Source organism: Planomonospora sp. ID82291 (assembly GCF_015711645.1).
GTDB lineage: Bacteria > Actinomycetota > Actinomycetes > Streptosporangiales > Streptosporangiaceae > Planomonospora.
Map to the genome: position 1 here is coordinate 377,932 of NZ_JABTEX010000001.1, position 17,953 is coordinate 395,884.

General features: G+C 73.7%; 19 protein-coding genes and 2 riboswitches. Of the genes, 10 read left to right on the forward strand and 9 right to left on the reverse strand.

The window, feature by feature from the left end; all coding sequences use genetic code 11:
* Positions 1-87: 87 nt before the first annotated feature.
* Positions 88-2,208 carry an ABC transporter ATP-binding protein gene (locus HS045_RS35730; protein WP_304609578.1) on the reverse strand — a complete coding sequence of 707 codons (2,121 nt, stop codon included), beginning with the start codon at positions 2,206-2,208 and terminating at the stop codon, positions 88-90.
* Positions 2,209-2,334: 126 nt separating this feature from the next.
* The gene (locus HS045_RS34030) at positions 2,335-2,553 is read right to left on the reverse strand and encodes a hypothetical protein (protein ID WP_230883388.1); all 219 of its coding nucleotides are present in this window, start codon (positions 2,551-2,553) and stop codon (positions 2,335-2,337) included.
* Between the two features lie 141 nt (positions 2,554-2,694).
* Here HS045_RS34030 and HS045_RS01710 point away from each other — a divergent pair, with 141 nt between their 5' ends.
* Complete coding sequence (locus HS045_RS01710) at positions 2,695-2,991, forward strand: hypothetical protein (RefSeq protein WP_196449408.1); 297 nt, start codon at positions 2,695-2,697, stop codon at positions 2,989-2,991.
* A gap of 13 nt (positions 2,992-3,004) precedes the next feature.
* On the opposite strand, the gene HS045_RS01715 is transcribed toward HS045_RS01710, so the two are convergent.
* The 6 genes from HS045_RS01715 to HS045_RS01740 all read right to left on the reverse strand — a co-directional run bounded on the left by HS045_RS01715 (position 3,005) and on the right by HS045_RS01740 (position 5,918).
* Positions 3,005-3,196, reverse strand: coding sequence for a hypothetical protein (locus HS045_RS01715; RefSeq protein WP_191895903.1), 192 nt, complete (start codon positions 3,194-3,196; stop codon positions 3,005-3,007).
* Between the two features lie 156 nt (positions 3,197-3,352).
* Positions 3,353-3,628, reverse strand: coding sequence for a type II toxin-antitoxin system RelE/ParE family toxin (locus HS045_RS01720; RefSeq protein WP_196449409.1), 276 nt, complete (start codon positions 3,626-3,628; stop codon positions 3,353-3,355).
* Positions 3,625-3,903, reverse strand: a complete 279-nt coding sequence (locus HS045_RS01725; RefSeq protein ID WP_230883389.1) for a type II toxin-antitoxin system Phd/YefM family antitoxin — start codon at positions 3,901-3,903, stop codon at positions 3,625-3,627. Before HS045_RS01725 ends, HS045_RS01720 begins: the two co-directional genes overlap by 4 nt.
* Before the next feature lie 69 nt (positions 3,904-3,972).
* On the reverse strand, positions 3,973-4,380 hold the full coding sequence (locus HS045_RS01730; RefSeq protein ID WP_196449411.1) for a hypothetical protein: 408 nt from the start codon (positions 4,378-4,380) through the stop codon (positions 3,973-3,975).
* Between the two features lie 29 nt (positions 4,381-4,409).
* A complete protein-coding gene (locus HS045_RS01735) occupies positions 4,410-5,189 on the reverse strand; it encodes a hypothetical protein (RefSeq protein WP_196449412.1) in 780 nt (259 codons plus the stop codon).
* 12 nt (positions 5,190-5,201) lie between these two features.
* A complete protein-coding gene (locus HS045_RS01740; protein WP_196449413.1) occupies positions 5,202-5,918 on the reverse strand; it encodes a FadR/GntR family transcriptional regulator in 717 nt (238 codons plus the stop codon).
* Positions 5,919-5,981: 63 nt separating this feature from the next.
* Here HS045_RS01740 and HS045_RS01745 point away from each other — a divergent pair, with 63 nt between their 5' ends.
* The 8 genes from HS045_RS01745 (at position 5,982) to HS045_RS01780 (ending at position 15,695) form a co-directional block, all read left to right on the forward strand.
* On the forward strand, positions 5,982-7,352 hold the full coding sequence (locus HS045_RS01745) for a glutamine synthetase family protein (RefSeq protein ID WP_196449414.1): 1,371 nt from the start codon (positions 5,982-5,984) through the stop codon (positions 7,350-7,352).
* Between the two features lie 2 nt (positions 7,353-7,354).
* Positions 7,355-8,698, forward strand: a complete 1,344-nt coding sequence (locus tag HS045_RS01750; protein WP_196449415.1) for an aldehyde dehydrogenase — start codon at positions 7,355-7,357, stop codon at positions 8,696-8,698.
* Between the two features lie 14 nt (positions 8,699-8,712).
* Positions 8,713-9,477 carry a 3-oxoacyl-ACP reductase gene (locus HS045_RS01755; protein WP_196449416.1) on the forward strand — a complete coding sequence of 255 codons (765 nt, stop codon included), beginning with the start codon at positions 8,713-8,715 and terminating at the stop codon, positions 9,475-9,477.
* 2 nt (positions 9,478-9,479) lie between these two features.
* Positions 9,480-10,247 carry a gamma-glutamyl-gamma-aminobutyrate hydrolase family protein gene (locus tag HS045_RS01760; protein ID WP_196449417.1) on the forward strand — a complete coding sequence of 256 codons (768 nt, stop codon included), beginning with the start codon at positions 9,480-9,482 and terminating at the stop codon, positions 10,245-10,247.
* A 119-nt stretch (positions 10,248-10,366) separates the two neighbouring features.
* Positions 10,367-10,465, forward strand: a riboswitch (glycine riboswitch).
* A riboswitch (glycine riboswitch) is annotated at positions 10,466-10,560 on the forward strand.
* A gap of 33 nt (positions 10,561-10,593) precedes the next feature.
* Positions 10,594-11,691, forward strand: coding sequence for a glycine cleavage system aminomethyltransferase GcvT (gene gcvT, locus HS045_RS01765; protein ID WP_196449418.1), 1,098 nt, complete (start codon positions 10,594-10,596; stop codon positions 11,689-11,691).
* Positions 11,688-12,077, forward strand: a complete 390-nt coding sequence (gcvH, locus tag HS045_RS01770) for a glycine cleavage system protein GcvH (RefSeq protein WP_196449419.1) — start codon at positions 11,688-11,690, stop codon at positions 12,075-12,077. The genes gcvT and gcvH overlap by 4 nt, the downstream gene beginning before the upstream one ends.
* Positions 12,078-12,146: 69 nt before the next feature.
* Positions 12,147-13,628 carry an L-serine ammonia-lyase gene (locus tag HS045_RS01775; protein ID WP_196449420.1) on the forward strand — a complete coding sequence of 494 codons (1,482 nt, stop codon included), beginning with the start codon at positions 12,147-12,149 and terminating at the stop codon, positions 13,626-13,628.
* A 294-nt stretch (positions 13,629-13,922) separates the two neighbouring features.
* Positions 13,923-15,695, forward strand: coding sequence for a hypothetical protein (locus tag HS045_RS01780; protein WP_196449421.1), 1,773 nt, complete (start codon positions 13,923-13,925; stop codon positions 15,693-15,695).
* 259 nt (positions 15,696-15,954) lie between these two features.
* Here the strand turns inward: HS045_RS01780 and HS045_RS01785 are convergent, their stop codons facing one another.
* Entirely contained in the window at positions 15,955-16,584 is a 630-nt protein-coding gene (locus HS045_RS01785; protein ID WP_196449422.1) for a DUF6286 domain-containing protein, read from the reverse strand.
* A gap of 153 nt (positions 16,585-16,737) precedes the next feature.
* On the opposite strand from HS045_RS01785, the gene HS045_RS01790 reads away from it, so the two are divergent.
* Positions 16,738-17,931, forward strand: a complete 1,194-nt coding sequence (locus HS045_RS01790; RefSeq protein ID WP_196449423.1) for an amino acid deaminase/aldolase — start codon at positions 16,738-16,740, stop codon at positions 17,929-17,931.
* Positions 17,932-17,953: the final 22 nt, after the last annotated feature.

The window sequence follows — 17,953 nt, forward strand, 5'->3', positions numbered from 1 at the left end:
TAGGAGGCGGGATGCCCGACCTCACCCGAAAAAACCGACTTTTAGCACTATTTTCCCAAGTCAGGCCCCATCAGGGCCGAGGCTTTGTCAGGAGTCTACGGAGACGGCCTCCTTGCCGCCCTCCCCGCCGGGTACGGCCGCGCCCTCCACGGCGACGTCTCCAGCGGCGGACACGGCCGCGCCCTCGGTGACGTCCTCGGTGACGTCCTCGGTGACGTCCTGGGTGACGTCCTCGGTGAGGTCCTCGGCGGCGACCAGGAACTGGGTCGCCGCGAGCTCCCGGTACAGGGCGTCCCCGGCGAGCAGTTCCTCGTGCGTGCCGGCGGCCCTGACCCGGCCCGCCTCCATCACCACGATCCGCTCGGCGCGGGTCACCGTCGACAGCCGGTGCGCGATCACCAGCACGGTCGTCTCCCGCGCGACCTCGGCGATCACCTCCCGCAGGCGCAGCTCGTTGACCGCGTCGAGCTGGGAGGTGGCCTCGTCCAGCAGGAGCAGCCGGGGGCGGCGCAGCAGCGCCCGCGCGATGGCCACCCGCTGGCGCTCCCCTCCGGAGAGCATGACGCCGCGGTGGCCCACCCTGGTCTCCAGCCCCTCGGGGAACCGGGCGACCAGGTCCTCCAGGCGGGTCAGCCCGAGCACCCGGCGCAGCTCCGCCTCCGTCACGTCCGGGGCGGCGAAGACGAGGTTCTCCCGGAGCGTGCCGTCCAGCACCGGCGCGTCCTGCTCCACATAGCCCAGCGCGGCCCGCAGTTCGGCCAGCGGCCACTGCCGGACGTCGCGGCCGTCGACGGCGATCGTCCCGGCCCGGTGGTCGTAGAACCGCTCCAGCAGGGCGAACACGGTGGACTTGCCCGCCCCCGACGGACCGACCAGCGCGGTCATCCCGCCCGCCGGGACCTCGAAGGACACGTCGTGGTGGACCACCGGGCGGTCGTCGCCGTAGCGGAAGGCCACGTTCTCGAACACCACCCCGGCGGGCGCCGTCCGCCCGCCCGGCTCTGCGGCGGACCCGGCGGCGGACCCGGCCGCGGGGCGGGCCGCTCCTGCGGGAGCCGCACCGGTCCCCGGGCCCGCGCCCGCCTCCGCGTCCCGGGGCTCCCGGGGCGCGGCCGGCTCCTCGACGGGGAGCTCCTCGACCTCCCGGATCCGGCGCACCGCCGCCAGGCCGCCCTGCACCTGGGTGGCCCCCTGGACGAGCTGGCCGACCGGCGCGACCAGGTAGAACAGGTAGAGCAGGAAGGCGATCAGCGACGACACCTCCAGCGCGCCGGAGGCGACCCGCGCCCCGCCGATGCCGAGCACCGCGACGAAGGCCAGCTGCGCGGCGACCCACGCGGAGATGCCCGCCATCGAGGTCCACCAGGCGACCGCGACGCCCCGGTCCCGGGCCTCGCGGGCCGCCTCCCCCACCGCCGCGATCTCCCGGTCCTCGGCGCCGCTGGCCTTGACCGTGCGGAACGCCTGCAGCACCCGGTCGAGCACCGCGCCCATCTCCCCCACCGAGGCCTGCGCCTCGACCGAGGCCCGCTGGATGCGCGGCATGACCAGTCCCACCAGCCCGCCCACCAGGACCAGGATCACCAGCGTGACCAGCAGCAGGAACCCGTCCATCAGCGCCATCATCACGATCGCGCCCACCAGCATGAACACCGCGCTGACCGACTCGACGATCCCGTCGGTGAACACCGCGCGCAGCAGGGTGGTGTCGGAGGTGACCCGGGAGAGCAGGTCGCCCGGCTTGAGCCGGTCCACCTCGGAGACCCGCAGCCGGAGCATCCGGTCCACCAGGTTGCGCCGGGCGGAGAAGACGATGCCCTCGCCCATGCGCTCCAGCACGTACCTGCCGAACGCGCCGATGACCGCGCCCAGCAGCACCGCGGCCGTCAGCCCGACCACCGGCCCGGCCAGGGACCTCTGCTCGCCGAACGCGTCGATCACCGTCTTGGCCAGCAGCGGCATCGCCAGCCCGGCCAGCGAGCTGACCAGGCTGAGCACCCCGCCGAACGCGAGCACCCCCCGGTACGGCCGGACGTAGCCCAGCAGCAGCCGCCACGACCCGGTCCGCCCGGCCCCGCCGACCGGCACGGCCTTCCCTCCTGCTCCGGGCTCCCCGGTCCTCTTGGTCTCCTCGGTCTCGGCCACCCTCATCCCTTCCGCACCGGCGTGGCCGGCCTCCGGCCGCCGCCCTTCCTGTCTACCGCGCATGCCGTCTCCCCGAGCGTTCCGCCCGTTTCCATAGACCAAAGTCGCCCTTCGCCAGCCAAAGGCGACACGGTCAACATAGGTTGACGGCACGAGCGGCGTCAACAGAGGTTGACGTGAATGGCAGACTCAGATCATGTCGAACGCCGCACCGGACACCGCACCGGACAGCCCGCCGGACTCCGCACCGGACACCGGGCCCATCATCGAGCCCATCACCGGACCGACCACCGGGCCGGACGCCGAAGCCCGCCTGGCGGCCCGGTTCGGGCCCGGAGTGCGCGGCTGGCTGGCCGCCCTGCCCGCGCTCGTCGAGCGGCTCGCCGCGCGGTGGGACCTGGAGGTCACCGGGGCCGTCCCGCACGGGAGCACCTCGCGCACCTTCCGGGTACGGCGGGCGGACGGCTCGGCCGCCTTCCTCAAGCTGACCCCGGAACCGGAGATCTGCACCGCCGAGGCCCTCGCCCTGCGGGCCTGGGCGGGCAGAGCATGCGTCGTCCGGCTGATCGACGCCGACGAAGGGGCCGGAGCGCTGGCGGGGAGCGCGGCCTGGTCGTCATCGACCCCCGCCCCAGCGTGGGCGATCCGGCCTTCGACGCCGTCGACTGGGTCCTCGGCGGCGGCGCGGCGCGCGCGCAGGAGACCGCCGCCCGGCTCGGCCTGGACACCGGCCGCGTCCTGGCCTGGTGCAGGGCGCTGGCGGTCGCCGTCGCGGCGTCCCGGCTGGCCCGCGGCCGTCACGACACCGAGACCGCGCTCCTCCTGGACCTGGCCCAGGGCCGTTGAAAGCCGTGCGGCGTCAGTGGGCGCGGCGGGCGGCGTGCTCGCGGCGCGCCTCGGCCACGGTCTCCAGGATCTCCTCCTGGGTCCGCAGCAGCTTCGCCTCGGCCTCCTCGGTCCGCCCCTCGGCGGCCAGCCGGCGGTTCCCGGTGCTCCTGCCCAGCAGGCGCTTGGTGCGGGCCTTCAGTTCACGCAGACCGAACTTCTCCACGAGGCTCACTCCTTCGTCAGACTGGGCGACCGCCTACCCGGGACCCGCTCGACCATGCGCTCTCGAGCGGGTTCCGGGCAGCGCTCATGCCCCTGCCGCTCTCCCCGGCGTGAGCGGCGAGAACGCCGATCGTCTGCCACCGGCTCACATGGATCGCTAATGCGATCGGTAGGCATCCGCCCGGTGCTGGATGGTGACCACTTGGACCACGATTCGATCGTCGTCGATCAGATACAGCACGCGATACTCCCCGCGTCGTGCGGACCACTGCGGGGCGAGGGGCTCGTCCAGCGGCTTACCCACCCGGCGAGGATTGTCCAGCAGCGGCCCGGTGATGAACTCCCAGACGGCGGGCACCACCTTGGCCGGTAGCCGTTCGGCGAGGTCCTGCCTGGCTCTGCGGGTGAGGTGAAGTTCGTATCGCTCACTCACAACCGGCCGGCCCGACGGAGCTCAGCCTCTACCTCGGCCTGGGAGTGGGTGCGTCCGGCCTCCAGGTCGGCGAGCCCTTCACGGATCGCCGCCACGGTCTCGGAGGAGGCGAGGATTTCGATCATTTCACGCATCGTCTCGTAGTCGTCGGCCGCCATCAGTACCGCAGCGGGCACCCCGTTACGTGTGATTTCGAATCTCTCGTGCGTGCTCACGGCGGACTCGACGATGCCTGACAACCGGGCTCGGGCGTCAGCCAAAGGAAGAACGGTCATGTACATAATTATAGACAACTCGGTCCGGTGGAGACGGACTTTCAGGATCCCGTTCGTCCCCGCCCTCCATCAGTCGATGTCAGGAACGTCGAAGTCGTAGTCGGCATCACCTTCCTCGGCCCGGCGGAGCTTGATGTCCTCCACCCAGGCCGTGGCGAACAGCCGGATCTCCCTGATCCGGCCGGTGTCCGCCCCGCACACCTCGAAGTCCTCGTCGGCGATCAGATCGACGAATTCCAACCGCATCATCAGCTCGGCCGGCGAGAAATCACCGGTGTGGAGCCGGCCGAGGCGCTCCAGCTCGCGGAATCCGTACGACTCCGCGACGCCCGCGACGGCGGCGACGTCGCGGGCGAGGCCGCGCTCGTGCAGGGCGCGCATCATCGACCCGACGGCCTCGTCCGGAGCCTCGCCCGCCGCTTCGTCCCGGACCTCGTCCGGAGCCGGGCCGGATGTGCCGGGTGTGAACGCGTTCATGACTCCAGCATGCCCACCGGACCGGGGATTCAGCGCCGGGTGCGCAGCCGGGTGGAGGGCAGGTCGTGGCGGCCGGAGACGAACTCCTGAAAGGCGATCTTGGCCTGGATGACCGGACGGCGCCAGCGCTTCTCCCGCCGCACCGCGCGGGACATCAGTCCGGGCCGGGGACGGCGCGCGGCGGAGGCGTAGAACCAGTGGGCCCAGGGCGAGCCGGGGCGGGCCAGCCGCAGGGCGCCGACGATCAGCAGGACCGGGACGAACAGGCCGACCAGGCCGGTCCAGATCTTGCCCTTGAGCAGGGTGACGACCGCGAGCAGGAGGTTGGCGACGATGAGGCCGACCGCCGTCCAGGGGCCCTGCGGGGTCTGGCCGGAGTCCTCCCAGCCCAGCGGGCGCAGGCCGAGCAGGAGCAGGCCGGTGACCGCCACCGCGACGAACACGGCGTCGACGGAGGTGCGGCCCTCCTCCTCCCAGTAGACGTCGTGCAGGTGCAGGATCAGCGCGAACTCGTCCAGGATCAGGGCCGCGCCGACGCCGAAGAGCGCGGCCGTCACGGCGTACCAGGTGTCGGAGACGCCCGACACGAGCAGCCCCGCCACTCCGCTCAGCAGGGTGAGCACCACGCCGAACACCACGTGGTGGATGTGCATCTCCCCGACGCTGACGTTGCGGAACCAGCCGACCCGTGCCCGGATGAGCCGGACGTTGACGCGGGTGAACACGAAGGCGACGATCAGCGCGACGAAGAAGCAGAACAGCGGCAGCCGTCCTGTCTCGATGATCCGTTGATGGAACCACTCCCCCACAGTCCGTCCAGGTTATGCCAGGAACCCCCGCAGGAGCGCCGCCGTGCCCTCCAGGTGCTCGGTCACGGCGCGGCGGGCGGCCTCGGGGTCACCCGCCAGGATCGCCGCGACGATCGCCTCGTGCTGGACGGCGGCGTGCGCGATGTTGCGCTGGAGCACCGGGATCGCGTTGAGCAGGTCGGCGACCCGCAGCCGCGCGTCGGCGCAGGCCGCGGCGAGCAGCGGGGAGCCGGTCAGCTCGGCGATCGACAGGTGGAAGGCGGTGTCCAGCCGGCGGTAGTCACCGGGTCCGGCGGAGCCGACCTCCGCCAGGCGCCTGCGGAGCGTCTCGCGCCACGGCCCGGCCGGATCGGCGGTGGCCAGCACCTGGGCGGCGCCGCACTCGACGGCCGTCCGGAAGGTGAGCGCGTCGGCCAGGTGGCCGGGGCCCATGTCGGCCACGGCCCGGCGCAGGTCCTCCTGCCGGGGCGCAGGCGGGGCGTAGGTGACGAACGCGCCGCCGTACCGGCCCCGGCGCACCTCCAGGTAGCCCGCCTCGGCGAGCGCGCGGATGGCCTCGCGCAGCGTGACCCGGCTGATCCCCAGCCGGGCGGCGAGCTCCCGCTCGGGCGGGAGCTTGTCCACGACGAGCCCGAGCTTGACGGCCTGGAGCAGCCGCTCCACCGTCTCCTCGAAGGCGTTGCCCGACCGCACCGGCCGCAGCACCGTCGTCAGTCGCGACTCGTCCAAACATCACCTCCGGCTCTTGACAACCCCATCCTCGGTGCACATCAATGGTCTGACACTAGCCCAATGAAACTCCGGCGAGGAGGGCGCGTGGACCTCAGCGAGCTGCGCGGCGAGGTGGCGGCCGGGCGGATCGACACGGTGCTGCTCGCGGTCACCGACATGCAGGGCCGCCTGCAGGGCAAGCGGCTGTCGGCGCGCTACTTCCTGGAGGAGGTCGCCGAGCACGCCGCCGAGGGCTGCAGCTACCTGCTGGCGGTGGACGTCGACATGAACACCGTGGACGGCTACGCCATGTCGTCGTGGGACAGCGGGTACGGGGACTTCGTGATGCGACCCGACCTGTCCACCCTGCGCCGCGTGCCCTGGCAGGAGGGCACCGCCCTGCTCCTGGCCGACCTGGTCTGGGAGGACGGCTCCGACGTCGCCGCCTCGCCCCGGCAGATCCTGCGCCGCCAGCTCGCCCGGCTGGCCGAGCGCGGCTGGGGCGCGTTCGCCGGCACCGAGCTGGAGTTCGTCGTCTACCGCGACACCTACGAGGACGCCTGGCGCCGCGGCTACCGCGACCTGACCCCGGCCAACCTCTACAACGTCGACTACTCCCTGCTGGGCACCGCCCGGATCGAGCCGCTGCTGCGCCGGATCCGGCTCGGCATGGAGGGCGCCGGGATGTACGTCGAGTCGGCCAAGGGCGAGTGCAACCTCGGCCAGCACGAGATCGCCTTCCGCTACACCGACGCCCTGACCACCTGCGACCACCACGCGGTCTACAAGAACGGGGCCAAGGAGATCGCCGCCCAGGAGGGCGTGTCGCTGACCTTCATGGCCAAGCCGAACGCGCGCGAGGGCAACTCCTGCCACATCCACCTGTCGCTGCGCTCCGAGGACGGCGAGCCGGTCATGGCCGGGCCGGGGCCGTACGGGCTGTCGGAGACCGGGCGGCGCTTCATCGCCGGACAGCTCGCCTGCCTGCGGGAGTTCACCCTGCTCTACGCGCCGAACGTCAACTCCTACAAGCGGTACGCGCCGGGCAGCTTCGCCCCCACCGCCGTGCGGTGGGGCGTGGACAACCGGACCTGCGCGCTGCGCCTGGTCGGCGGGCACGGGACGGCGCTGCGGATCGAGAACCGGGTGCCCGGCGGTGACGTCAACCCCTACCTGGCGGTCGCCGCGATGGTCGCGGCCGGGCTGCACGGCGTCGACGAGGGGCTGGAGCCGGGCGAGCCGTTCACGGGCAACGCCTACGCCGCGGAGTCCGCGACGGTGCCGGGCACGCTGCGCGACGCCCTGGCCCTGTGGGAGGGCTCCGCGCTCGCCCGCGGCGCCTTCGGCGAGGAGGTCGTGGCGCACTACGCCAACGCCGCCCGGGTCGAGCTGGCCGCCTTCGACGCGGCCGTCACCGACTGGGAGCTGAGGCGCGGATTCGAACGGATGTGAGCATGGAGATCGTCAATCCGGCGACCGAGGAGGTCATCGCCGAGGTCGGGTCCGCCGACGCCGCCGAGGTGGACCGGGCGGTGGAGCGCGCCAGGGCCGCCTTCCCCTCGTGGCGGCGGGTCACGCCCGGCGACCGCGCCCGGCTGCTGCGCCGGTTCGCGGCGCTGGTCGACTCCCACACGGCCGAGCTGGCCGCCCTGGAGACCGCCAACGCCGGGCACCCCGCCGGCAACGCCCGCTGGGAGGCGGAAAACGTCCGCGACGTGCTGGACTTCTACGCCGGCGCGCCCGAGCGCGAGCACGGCCGGCAGATCCCGGTGCCCGGCGGCTGGGACGTCACCTTCGCCGAGCCCCTGGGCGTCGTCGGGGTGATCGTGCCGTGGAACTTCCCCATGGTCGTCATGACCTGGGGCGCCGCCCCGGCGCTGGCGGCGGGCAACACGGTGATCGTCAAACCCGCCGAGCAGACGCCGCTGACCGCGCTGCGCCTGGCCGAGCTGGCGCTGGACGCCGGCCTGCCCGAGGGCGTGCTCCAGGTCGTGCCCGGCGAGGGGGAGACCGCCGGCGCCCGGCTGGTCGAGCACCCGGACGTCGCGAAGATCGTGTTCACCGGCTCGACCGAGGTCGGCAAGGAGATCGCCGCCGTGTGCGCCCGGCGGGTCAAACGGCTCACCCTGGAGCTGGGCGGCAAGAGCGCCAACATCGTCTTCGCCGACGCCGACCTGGCCAGAGCCGCCGCCACCGCGCCGTACGCGGTCTTCGACAACGCCGGCCAGGACTGCTGCGCCCGCTCCCGCATCCTGGTGGAGCGCTCCGTCCACGACGAGTTCCTCGGCCTGCTGGCGGAGGCGGTGCTCGCGGTCAAGGTCGGCGACCCGCGCGCCGCCGACACCGAGATGGGGCCGCTGATCAGCGCCGCCCACCGGGAGAAGGTCGCCTCCTTCGTCACCGGCGCTCCCTACCTGCAGGGCTCCTGCCCGTCCGGGCCCGGCTTCTGGTTCCCGCCCACGGTCCTGACGCCCGAGGTCACCGACCCGGCGTTCACCGAGGAGATCTTCGGCCCGGTGGTGGCGGTCGTCCCGTTCGACGACGAGGCCGACGCCGTACGGATCGCCAACGACACCCGCTACGGCCTCAGCGGCTCGATCTGGACCCGCGACGTGGGGCGGGCGCTGCGCACGGCCCGCGCCGTCGAGGCCGGCAACCTCTCCGTCAACTCCCACGCGTCGGTGCGCTACTGGACGCCGTTCGGCGGGTTCAAGCAGTCCGGGCTCGGCCGCGAGCTGGGGGCCGACGCCCTGTCCGCCTTCACCGAGACCAAGAACGTCTTCATTTCGGAGGATTGATGCAGGGAGGACCGATGCAGCGCCTGCGGGACCGGGTGGCCGTCATCACCGGGGCGGGGAGCGGGATCGGGCTGGCCACCGCGCGCCGGTTCGCCCAGGAGGGCGCGAAGGTGGTCTGCGCCGACGTCGACGAGAGCGCCGGCGCGCAGGCCGCCGCCGAGGTGGGCGGCCTGTTCGTGCGCGCCGACGTCGCCGACGAGGGCGACGTGATCCGGATGTACCAGGAGGCGGCCGACGCCTACGGCGGCGTGGACATCGCCTTCAACAACGCCGGCATCTCCCCGCCCGACGACGACTCCATCCTGGACACCGGCCTGGACGCCTGGCGCCGGGTCCAGGAGGTCAACCTCACCGGCGTCTACCTGTGCTGCAAGCACGTCATCCCGCACATGCGGCGGCGGGGCAAGGGATCGATCGTCAACACCGCGTCGTTCGTCGCGGTGATGGGCTCGGCCACCAGTCAGATCTCCTACACCGCGTCCAAGGGCGGCGTGCTGGCGATGTCGCGGGAGCTGGGCGTGCAGTTCGCCCGCGAGGGCATCCGGGTCAACGCCCTGTGCCCGGGGCCGGTGAACACGCCGCTGCTGCAGGAATTGTTCGCCAAGGACCCCGAGCGGGCGCAGCGCCGCCTGGTGCACATCCCGCTCGGCCGGTTCGCCGAGGCCACCGAGATCGCCGCCGCGGTGGCGTTCCTGGCCTCCGACGACGCGAGCTTCGTCACCGCCTCGCAGTTCCTGGTCGACGGCGGCATCTCCGGCGCCTACGTCACCCCGCTGTAGCCGTGTCCCGCCCCGTCATCGGCGTCACCTGCTACATCGAGCCGGCGCGCTTCACCGTCTGGGAGACGGCCGCGGCGCTGCTGCCGTACGGCTACGTCGACCACGTGGTCCGGGCGGGCGGCCAGCCGGTGATCCTGCCCCCGGCGGGCGACCCCGCCGGGCTGCTCGGCCGCCTGGACGGGCTGGTCCTGGCCGGGGGCGGCGACGTCGACCCGGCCCGGTACGGCCAGGCGCCCCACGAGCGGACCGGAGGCGTCCACAGGGCCCGCGACGACTTCGAGCTGCGGCTGGCCGCCGCCGCCCTCGGAAGGGGATTGCCCCTGCTGGGGATCTGCCGGGGCCTGCAGGTCCTCAACACGGTCCTGGGCGGCACCCTCCACCAGCACCTGCCCGACGTGGTCGGCCACTCCGGCCACTCCCCGGCCCCCGGCCGCTTCGGCCGCATGCCGGTACGGCTCACGCCCGGCAGCCGCGCCGCGGCGATCCTCGGCGCCGCGACCGCCGCGACCGCCGGAACCGCCGGGACCGTGGAGACCACCGCAACCGCCGGGACCGTGGAGACCGCCGCGACCGTCGACGTGGCCCACTACCACCACCAGGCCGCCGACCGTCTGGGCGACGGCCTGGCCGTGACCGCGCGGAGCGAGGACGGCACCGTCGAGGCCGTGGAGCTGGCGGGCCACCCCTTCGCCCTGGCGGTCCAGTGGCACCCCGAGGCCGACGACGAGTGCGCCCTCCTCGCCGCCCTCGTCGACCGCGCCCGCCGGTGAACCCGCCGATGAGCCCGCCGATGAGCCCGCCGGTGGACCCTCGATGATCCCGCGGCCGATCCCGCCCGGGGATTTCGCTCGGCGGTCCCGGGCCGTTAGGCTGGCCGCGACACCGATGTGAACCCCGTGCGGGAGAGCGTCCTGACACCCAGGCCAGGACCCCTGAAGGAGCAAGCCCTCCCCGCGAACCTCTCAAGGCAAAGGACCGTGCGGGTAGGTGCCCTCTGGAAAGCAGGCCCCGAGGCCTCGCCGAAGGTGAAAGTCCGGTAAAAACCGGGCGAAACTCTCAGGCACCCATGACAGAGGGGGAGGATGCTCTCATCCGACCCATGCCTGAGGTGCGACCATGCCCCGACCCACGCCACTGCGCGGCGTCCACACGTCTCTCGGCGCGACCCTGACCGACTTCGCGGGCTGGCTCATGCCGCTGCGCTACGGCAGCGAGTCCGCCGAGCACAACGCGGTCCGCCGGGCCGCGGGCCTGTTCGACCTGTCCCACATGGGCGAGATCTTCGTGACCGGCCCCCAGGCCGGCCACGCCCTCGACTACGCGCTCGTCGGCCACCTGTCCGTACTGGAGCCCGGCCGCGCCCGCTACACCATGATCGTCAACTCCCGCGGCGGCGTGCTGGACGACCTGATCGTCTACCGCCTCGCGCCCGAGGAGTTCATGGTCGTCGCCAACGCCTCCAACTACCCCGCCGTCGCCGCCAGGCTCACCGAGCGGGCCAAGGGCTTCGACGCCGTCGTCGAGGACCGCTCCGAGCAGTACGCGCTCGTCGCCGTCCAGGGCCCCCGGTCCCAGGAGATCCTGGCCGCGCTCACCGACGCCGACCTCGACGGCCTGAAGTACTACGCCGGACTGCCCGCCACCGTCGCCGGCCGCCGGGCGCTCATCGCCCGCACCGGCTACACCGGCGAGGACGGGTTCGAGCTGTTCGTCGCAGGCGACGACGCCGAACCGCTGTGGACCGCGCTCACCGAGGCCGGCGCACCGCACGGCCTGTGCCCCGCCGGCCTGTCCGCCCGCGACACCCTCCGCCTGGAGGCGGGCATGCCGCTGTACGGCAACGAGCTGTCCACCGCCGTCACCCCGTTCGACGCCGGCCTCGGCCGTGTGGTGAAGTTTGACAAACCGGGCGACTTCGTCGGCCGGGCGGCCCTCGAACCCCTCAAGGACGTCTCCCCGGCCCGCCGCCTGACGGGCCTGGTCGCGGCTGGGCGTCGCGTGCCCCGCCGCGGCTATCCGGTGGTCCTGACCGGCGGCGGGAGCACGGTCGTCGGCGAGGTCACCAGCGGGGCCCCCTCGCAGTCGCTCGGCCGGCCCATCGCCATGGCCTACGTGGACACCGCCGCGACGGGGCAGGAGCTGGCGGTGGACATCCGGGGCCGCCACGAGCCGGTCGAGGTCGTCGACCTGCCTTTCTACAGGAGGAACAAGTGAGCAGCATTCCCACCGAACTGCACTACACCAAGGAGCACGAGTGGGTCGCGGGCGTCGACGACGGCCTGACCCTCACCGTGGGCATCACCGCCTACGCCTCCGAGTCCCTCGGTGACGTGGTCTACGTGCAGGTCCCCGAGGTCGGCGTGACCGTCGCCGCCGGCGACGCGGTCGGCGAGGTCGAGTCGACCAAGTCGGTCAGCGACATCTACGCCCCCGTCGGCGGCGAGGTCGTCGAGGTCAACGCCGCCGTCGTCGACGACCCCTCCCTGATCAACAGCGACCCCTACGGCGAGGGCTGGCTGTTCCGCGTCCGCCTCGACGGCGAGGCCGCCGACCTGCTCTCCGCCGAGGAGTACACCGCCCTCACCTCCGGCGAATCCTGACATCTCTCTTGTGCCGTGATCGCGCGCGCCGCCCGATGCGCGCGATCACGGTGACGTAAGGACCGATCAGTGGCGATCAGCGTCTTCGACCTCTTCAAAATCGGCATCGGCCCCTCCAGCTCCCACACCGGCGGGCCGATGGCCGCCGCGCACCGTTTCGCCCGCGGCCTCGACCGCGACGGCCTGCTGGACAAGACCGCCCGCGTCCGGGCCGTGCTGTACGGCTCCCTCGGCCTGACCGGAAAGGGCCACGGCAGCGACAAGGCCGTCCTGCTCGGCCTGTCCGGGGAGAAACCCGAGCTCGTCGACGTCGACACCGTCGACGAACGGCTGGCCGCCATGAGGTCCTCCGGGACCATCCGGCTGTACGGCTCCCGCGAGATCCCCTTCGCCGTCGGCGAGGACCTCGTCTTCGAACGGAAGATCTCCCTGCCCGGCCACCCCAACGGCATGCGCTTCACCGCCTTCGACGAGAGCGGCGAGACGCTCCGCGAGAAGGTCTACTACTCCGTCGGCGGCGGCTTCGTCGTCGACGAGAACGCCACCGGCGCCGACCGCATCAAGGCCGACGACACCGAACTGCCGCACCCCTTCACCACCGCCGCCGAACTGCTCGCCCGGTGCCGCGAGACGGGCCTGTCCATCTCCGGCCTGATGCTGGAGAACGAGAAGGCCTTCGGCCGCACCGAGGACGAGATCCGCACCCGCCTGCTCGACCTGTGGCGCGTCATGTCCGAGTGCGTACGGCGCGGCATCGCCAAGGAGGGCATGCTCCCCGGCGGCCTCAAGGTCCGCAGGCGCGCCCACCAGCTCCACCGGCAGCTGCAGGCCGAGGACCCCGGTGGCGACCCCCTGCAGACGATGGACTGGGTCTCCCTGTTCGCCCTCGCCGTCAACGAGGAGAACGCCGCCGGCGGGCGCATCGTCACCGCTCCCACCAACGGCGCCGCCGGCATCGTCCCCGCCGTCCTCACCTACTACGACCGCTTCGTCCGCAGGGCCGACGGGGCGGACGGCCGGCCGGACGGCAGAGCAGGCAGCGGGTCCGGCGGCGGGTCCGGTGGCTGGTCCGGTGGCTGGTCCGGTGGCTGGTCCGGCGGCGGGGCGGACGACGACGGCGTCGTCCGCTTCCTGCTCACCGCCGGAGCCATCGGCGTGCTGTTCAAGGAGAACGCCTCCATCTCCGGCGCCGAGGTCGGCTGCCAGGGCGAGGTCGGCTCGGCCTGCTCGATGGCCGCCGCCGGGCTCACCGAGGTGCTCGGCGGCACCCCCGAGCAGGTGGAGAACGCCGCCGAGATCGGCATCGAGCACAACCTCGGCCTGACCTGCGACCCCATCGGCGGCCTGGTCCAGATCCCGTGCATCGAGCGCAACGCCGTCGCCTCCATCAAGGCCATCACCGCCGCCCGCATCGCGCTGCGCGGCGACGGTCGGCACTTCGTCGCCCTCGACAAGGCCATCAAGACCATGCGCGACACCGGCCGCGACATGCTCGACAAGTACAAGGAGACCAGCCGCGGCGGCCTGGCCGTCAATGTCATCGAGTGCTGACGCCGTCCGGGCGCCCGGACGCGCAGACGGGCACCCGGACGCGCAGACGGGCACCCGGACGCGCAGGCAGGCCTCCGGGCTCCGGGCTCCGGGCGGACACTCGGGCACACCGATGGATGCCGGGGAAGACAAGATCAAATACCGAGGCGAACAGCTGGATCATGAACATATGCGGGCGGATACCGCGACCACCCCCGAGCACTGTGAAGTTCGTCATCGCGGACGAGACCGCCCCGTCCGGGGACTATCGTGGTCATCCTGGTCGTGAGGGCCAGGAAAGGCCGGGGAGGTCGTGTGACGACGGAAGCCCGACCGGCGGGCCGCTTCCTGCGCACCCACGGGCCGTTCCTGACCGCGCTGTCGGCGGCCGTCGGCCTGCGGGTCCTGACCGTGCTCGGTCACCGCCCCGCCCTGTGGTCCTGGCCCGGTTCCTTCGCCCACCTCGACGCCGCCCTCACCTCCCGCGCGCAGCACCCCGCCGGCTACCCCCTCTTCCTGCGGCTGCTGAGCCCGCTGCAGAGCGTGCAGACCGTGGTCGTCGCCCAGCACCTGCTCGGCCTCGCCACCGCCTGCTGCGTCTACCTCCTCCTGCACCGCCTGGCCCGGCTCCCCGGCTGGGGCGCCGCCCTCGCCGCGCTGCCCGCCCTGCTCGACGCCCACCAGATCCGGTTCGAGCACCTCGTCGCGCCGGACGCGCTCTTCCAGTTCCTCGTCGTGCTCGCCCTCACCCTGCTGCTGTGGAACCGCCGCCCGTCCGTCCGGGCCGCCCTGCTCGCCGGGGCCCTCCTGGCCGCGGCCGTCGCCACCCGCGCCGTCGCCCTGCCGCTGATCGCCCTCGCCCTCGTCTGCCCGGCCCTCCGCCGCGCCGGGTGGAGAGCCGTCACCGCCACCGCCGCGGCCGCCGCCCTCACCCTCGGCGCGTACGCCGCCTGGCTCATGACCGGGTCCGGCGACCACGGCCTGACCCGCGGCGCCGCCCACCTCTGGGCCCGCACGACGACCTTCGCCGACTGCGCCCTGATCAGGCCCGCCGGCCCCGAGGCCGCCCTCTGCCCCGCCGAACCGCTCGGCCGGCGCAGACCGCCCTCCGCCTACCTCACGGACGGCGACTCACCGCTGAACACCCTCCAGGCCGCCCCCGCTGAACGCGACGCCCTCGCCGGCGCCTTCGCCCTGCAGGCCGTCAGGGCCCAGCCCGCCGACTTCCTGCGCACCGGGCTCACCGACCTCGCCCATGTCTTCGACTGGGACCGGCACGCCCGGCCCGGCGAGCCGGACCAGAGCGCCCACGCCTTCCCCGACGCCGCCGCCTCCCTGCCCGACGCCCCCGCCTCCGGCGGCCGCACCGCCGCCGACCTCGCCGCCGCCTACCAGGGCGACCCCGGCGAGCTCCGCCTCGTCGACCCCCACGCGAGCCGGCTGCGCGCCTACCAGGAGCACGGCTTCCTGCGCGGGCCCTTCCTCGGGGTCGTCCTCGCCATCGGCCTGATCGGCGTCCTGACCCGCCGCCGACACCTCGGCGGCACCCTGCTCCTGCCCTGGGCCGCGGCCGTCACCCTGATCGCGCTGCCGCAGTTCACCGCGGCCTTCGACCACCGCCACACGGTGCCCGCCGTGCCCCTGGCCTGTCTGGCCGCCGGGCTGGCCTTCGGCCGACGCGACCCCGCGACCGCCCGACCCGACGTCCCCGGCGCCCCCTTCGCGGAGCCCGGAGATCCCGCGGAGTCTCCGGCCGGGGCCGTCCGGCGGGCCTCAGCGACGGCGGACGTGCACCCGGACGGAGACCCCCAGCGCGTCGTCCCCTACCGCCCGCCGCACCCGGTCGACGGCGTCCTCGTTCACCCGCGCCACGAGCTCGCCGACATCGGTCGCGGGCCCGCAGCACACCCCGATGCGGATCCGGTCCCCCTCCACCGTCCTGACGCGGACCCGGCTCAGCCCTTCGACTTCTTTAAGCGCGACGCCCAGCATCGCGATCCCGGTCTCGCTGCGCCGGCCCCGCCGTCCCCAGCCCAGGGACCGCAGCAGCCAGCGGACCGCGACAAGCCCCAGTACTACAAGTACTAGCGCCGCCAGCCATCCCGCCCCGGGGTCCTCCGCCAGCCGCGCCGGAAGCCCCGGGTCCAGCACCGGCGCCTCCGCCGCGTGCCCCGGGACCCGCCCCAGCCCGCGCAGCGCGCCGTACGCCCCCGCCCCCGCCAGCACCAGCCCGGTGACGGTCAGACCGATGCGATTGCCCAGATACGCCCTCACCGGGTCCCCCTCTTCCGCAGCCCGCCCGGGACGCCTCCGCCGGGTCCCCCGCCCGTACCCGCCGGGGACGGCCTCACCGGGTCCCCCGCCCGCGCAACCGCACCACGACCTCGTCGCCGCACACCGCGCCCAGACCGGCCAGCCGGTCCCCGACCACCGCGCCCACCCGGCGCAGCAGCCGCCCGGTCCCGTCCGTCTCCGCGGCCACCAGGATCTCCACCCCGCCGCGTCCCAGCCGCACCCGGGCCCGGGCCACCCCGTCCACCGACTCCGCCGCCGCCCGCAGCGTACGGCGCAGCCCCGACCGGGTCAGGCCCATCACCGCCAGCGGGTCACCCGTCTCCAACGGCACCAGCCGCGGGCGGCCCGGCACCACCGCGACCGCCACCAGCGCCGCGCCCACCGCCACCATGCCCAGCGCCGCTCCCAGCACCACCGGATCCGACCAGGCCGACGCGCCCGGTCCCGCCGCGAGCCCGCCGTACACCGCCACCGCCGCGGGCGACCCGGACAGCAGCGCCACCGTGCCCGCCGCCAGCGCCGGCAGCACCACCGATGCCGCCAGCGCGACCACCGCGCCCGCCGGACCCCGGCTCGGCCGCAGCAGCCGCGCCGCCCTGCGTCCGCCCGCCTGCGGACGCGGCGCCTCGGGCGTCTCCGGCGTGCCCCCCGGGCCCGCCAGGATCTCCTGGAGAGTAGTCATCACCCGGCCAGGTCTACGACGCCCGCCCCCGCCCCGGTACGGCACGACGCACCGGCCCACGCGATTCCAGGCCGGATCCGGAGGAAGAATTTACCTGCGGCCGGTTAACATGAGACCTACTCACGTATGATCGGGCGGAGTTATCCTGCCCTCATGGACGACCGTCAGCGCTACGACCGGGCCACCGCGCACCTCGAACCCCCGTTCGCCGTCCTCGACCTCGCCGCGCTGCGCGCCAACGCCGCCGACATGACCCGGCGCGCCCGCGGCAAACCCATCCGCGTCGCCAGCAAGTCCGTCCGCTGCCGCCCCGTCCTCCACCGCATCCTCGCCATGGACGGCTACGCCGGCGTCATGGCCTACACCCTGCCCGAAGCCCTCTGGCTCGCCTCCACCGGCCTGCGCGACCTCCTCGTCGCCTACCCCACCGCCGACCGCGCCGCCGTCGCCCGCCTCGCCGCCGACCCCCGAGCCGCCCGCGAGATCACCCTCATGGTCGACCGCACCGAGCACCTCGACCTCATCGAGACCGCCACCGCCGGCCTGCGCGACCGCCACGAGATCCGCCTCTGCCTCGACGTCGACGCCGGCTACACCGCCCTCGGCGGCCGCCTGCGCGCCGGAGCCCTCCGCTCGCCCGTCCGCGACACCGACCAGGCCGCCGACCTCGCCGCCGACATCGCCAAACGCCCCGGCCTCCGCCTCACCGGCCTCATGGCCTACGAGGCCCAGATCGCCGGGGTCGGCGACGCCCCGCCCGGCCACCCCCTCACCGGCCGCGCCATCCGCTGGATGCAGGCCCGCTCCCGCCGCGAGCTCATCCTCCGCAGAGGCCGCGTCGTCCAGGCCGTCCGCCAGCTCGCCGACCTCGAATTCGTCAACGGCGGCGGCACCGGCAGCCTCGCCACCACCGCCCGCGAGAAGGCCGTCACCGAACTCACCGCCGGGTCCGGCTTCTACCATCCGCGCCTGTTCGACTTCTACCGCGGCTTCACCGGCCGCCCCGCCGCCCTCTTCGCCCTGCCCGTCGTCCGCCGCCCCGCCCCCGGCGTCGTCACCGTCCTCGGCGGCGGCTACGCCGCCTCCGGCGCGCCCGGACCCGACCGGCTCCCCCAGCCCTACCTGCCCTGCGGCCTGCGCTACGACTCCCGTGAAGGCGCCGGCGAAGTCCAGACCCCGCTCATCGGCCAGCCCGCCGAAGACCTCCGCCTCGGCGACCGCGTCTGGTTCCGCCACGCCAAGGCCGGCGAGCTGTGCGAACGCTTCGCCACCCTCCACCTCATCGACGGCGACGAGGTCGTCGACGAGGTCCCCACCTACCGGGGCGAGGGCCGCACCTTCCTGTGACCCGCGCCCCGGACCACCGGGG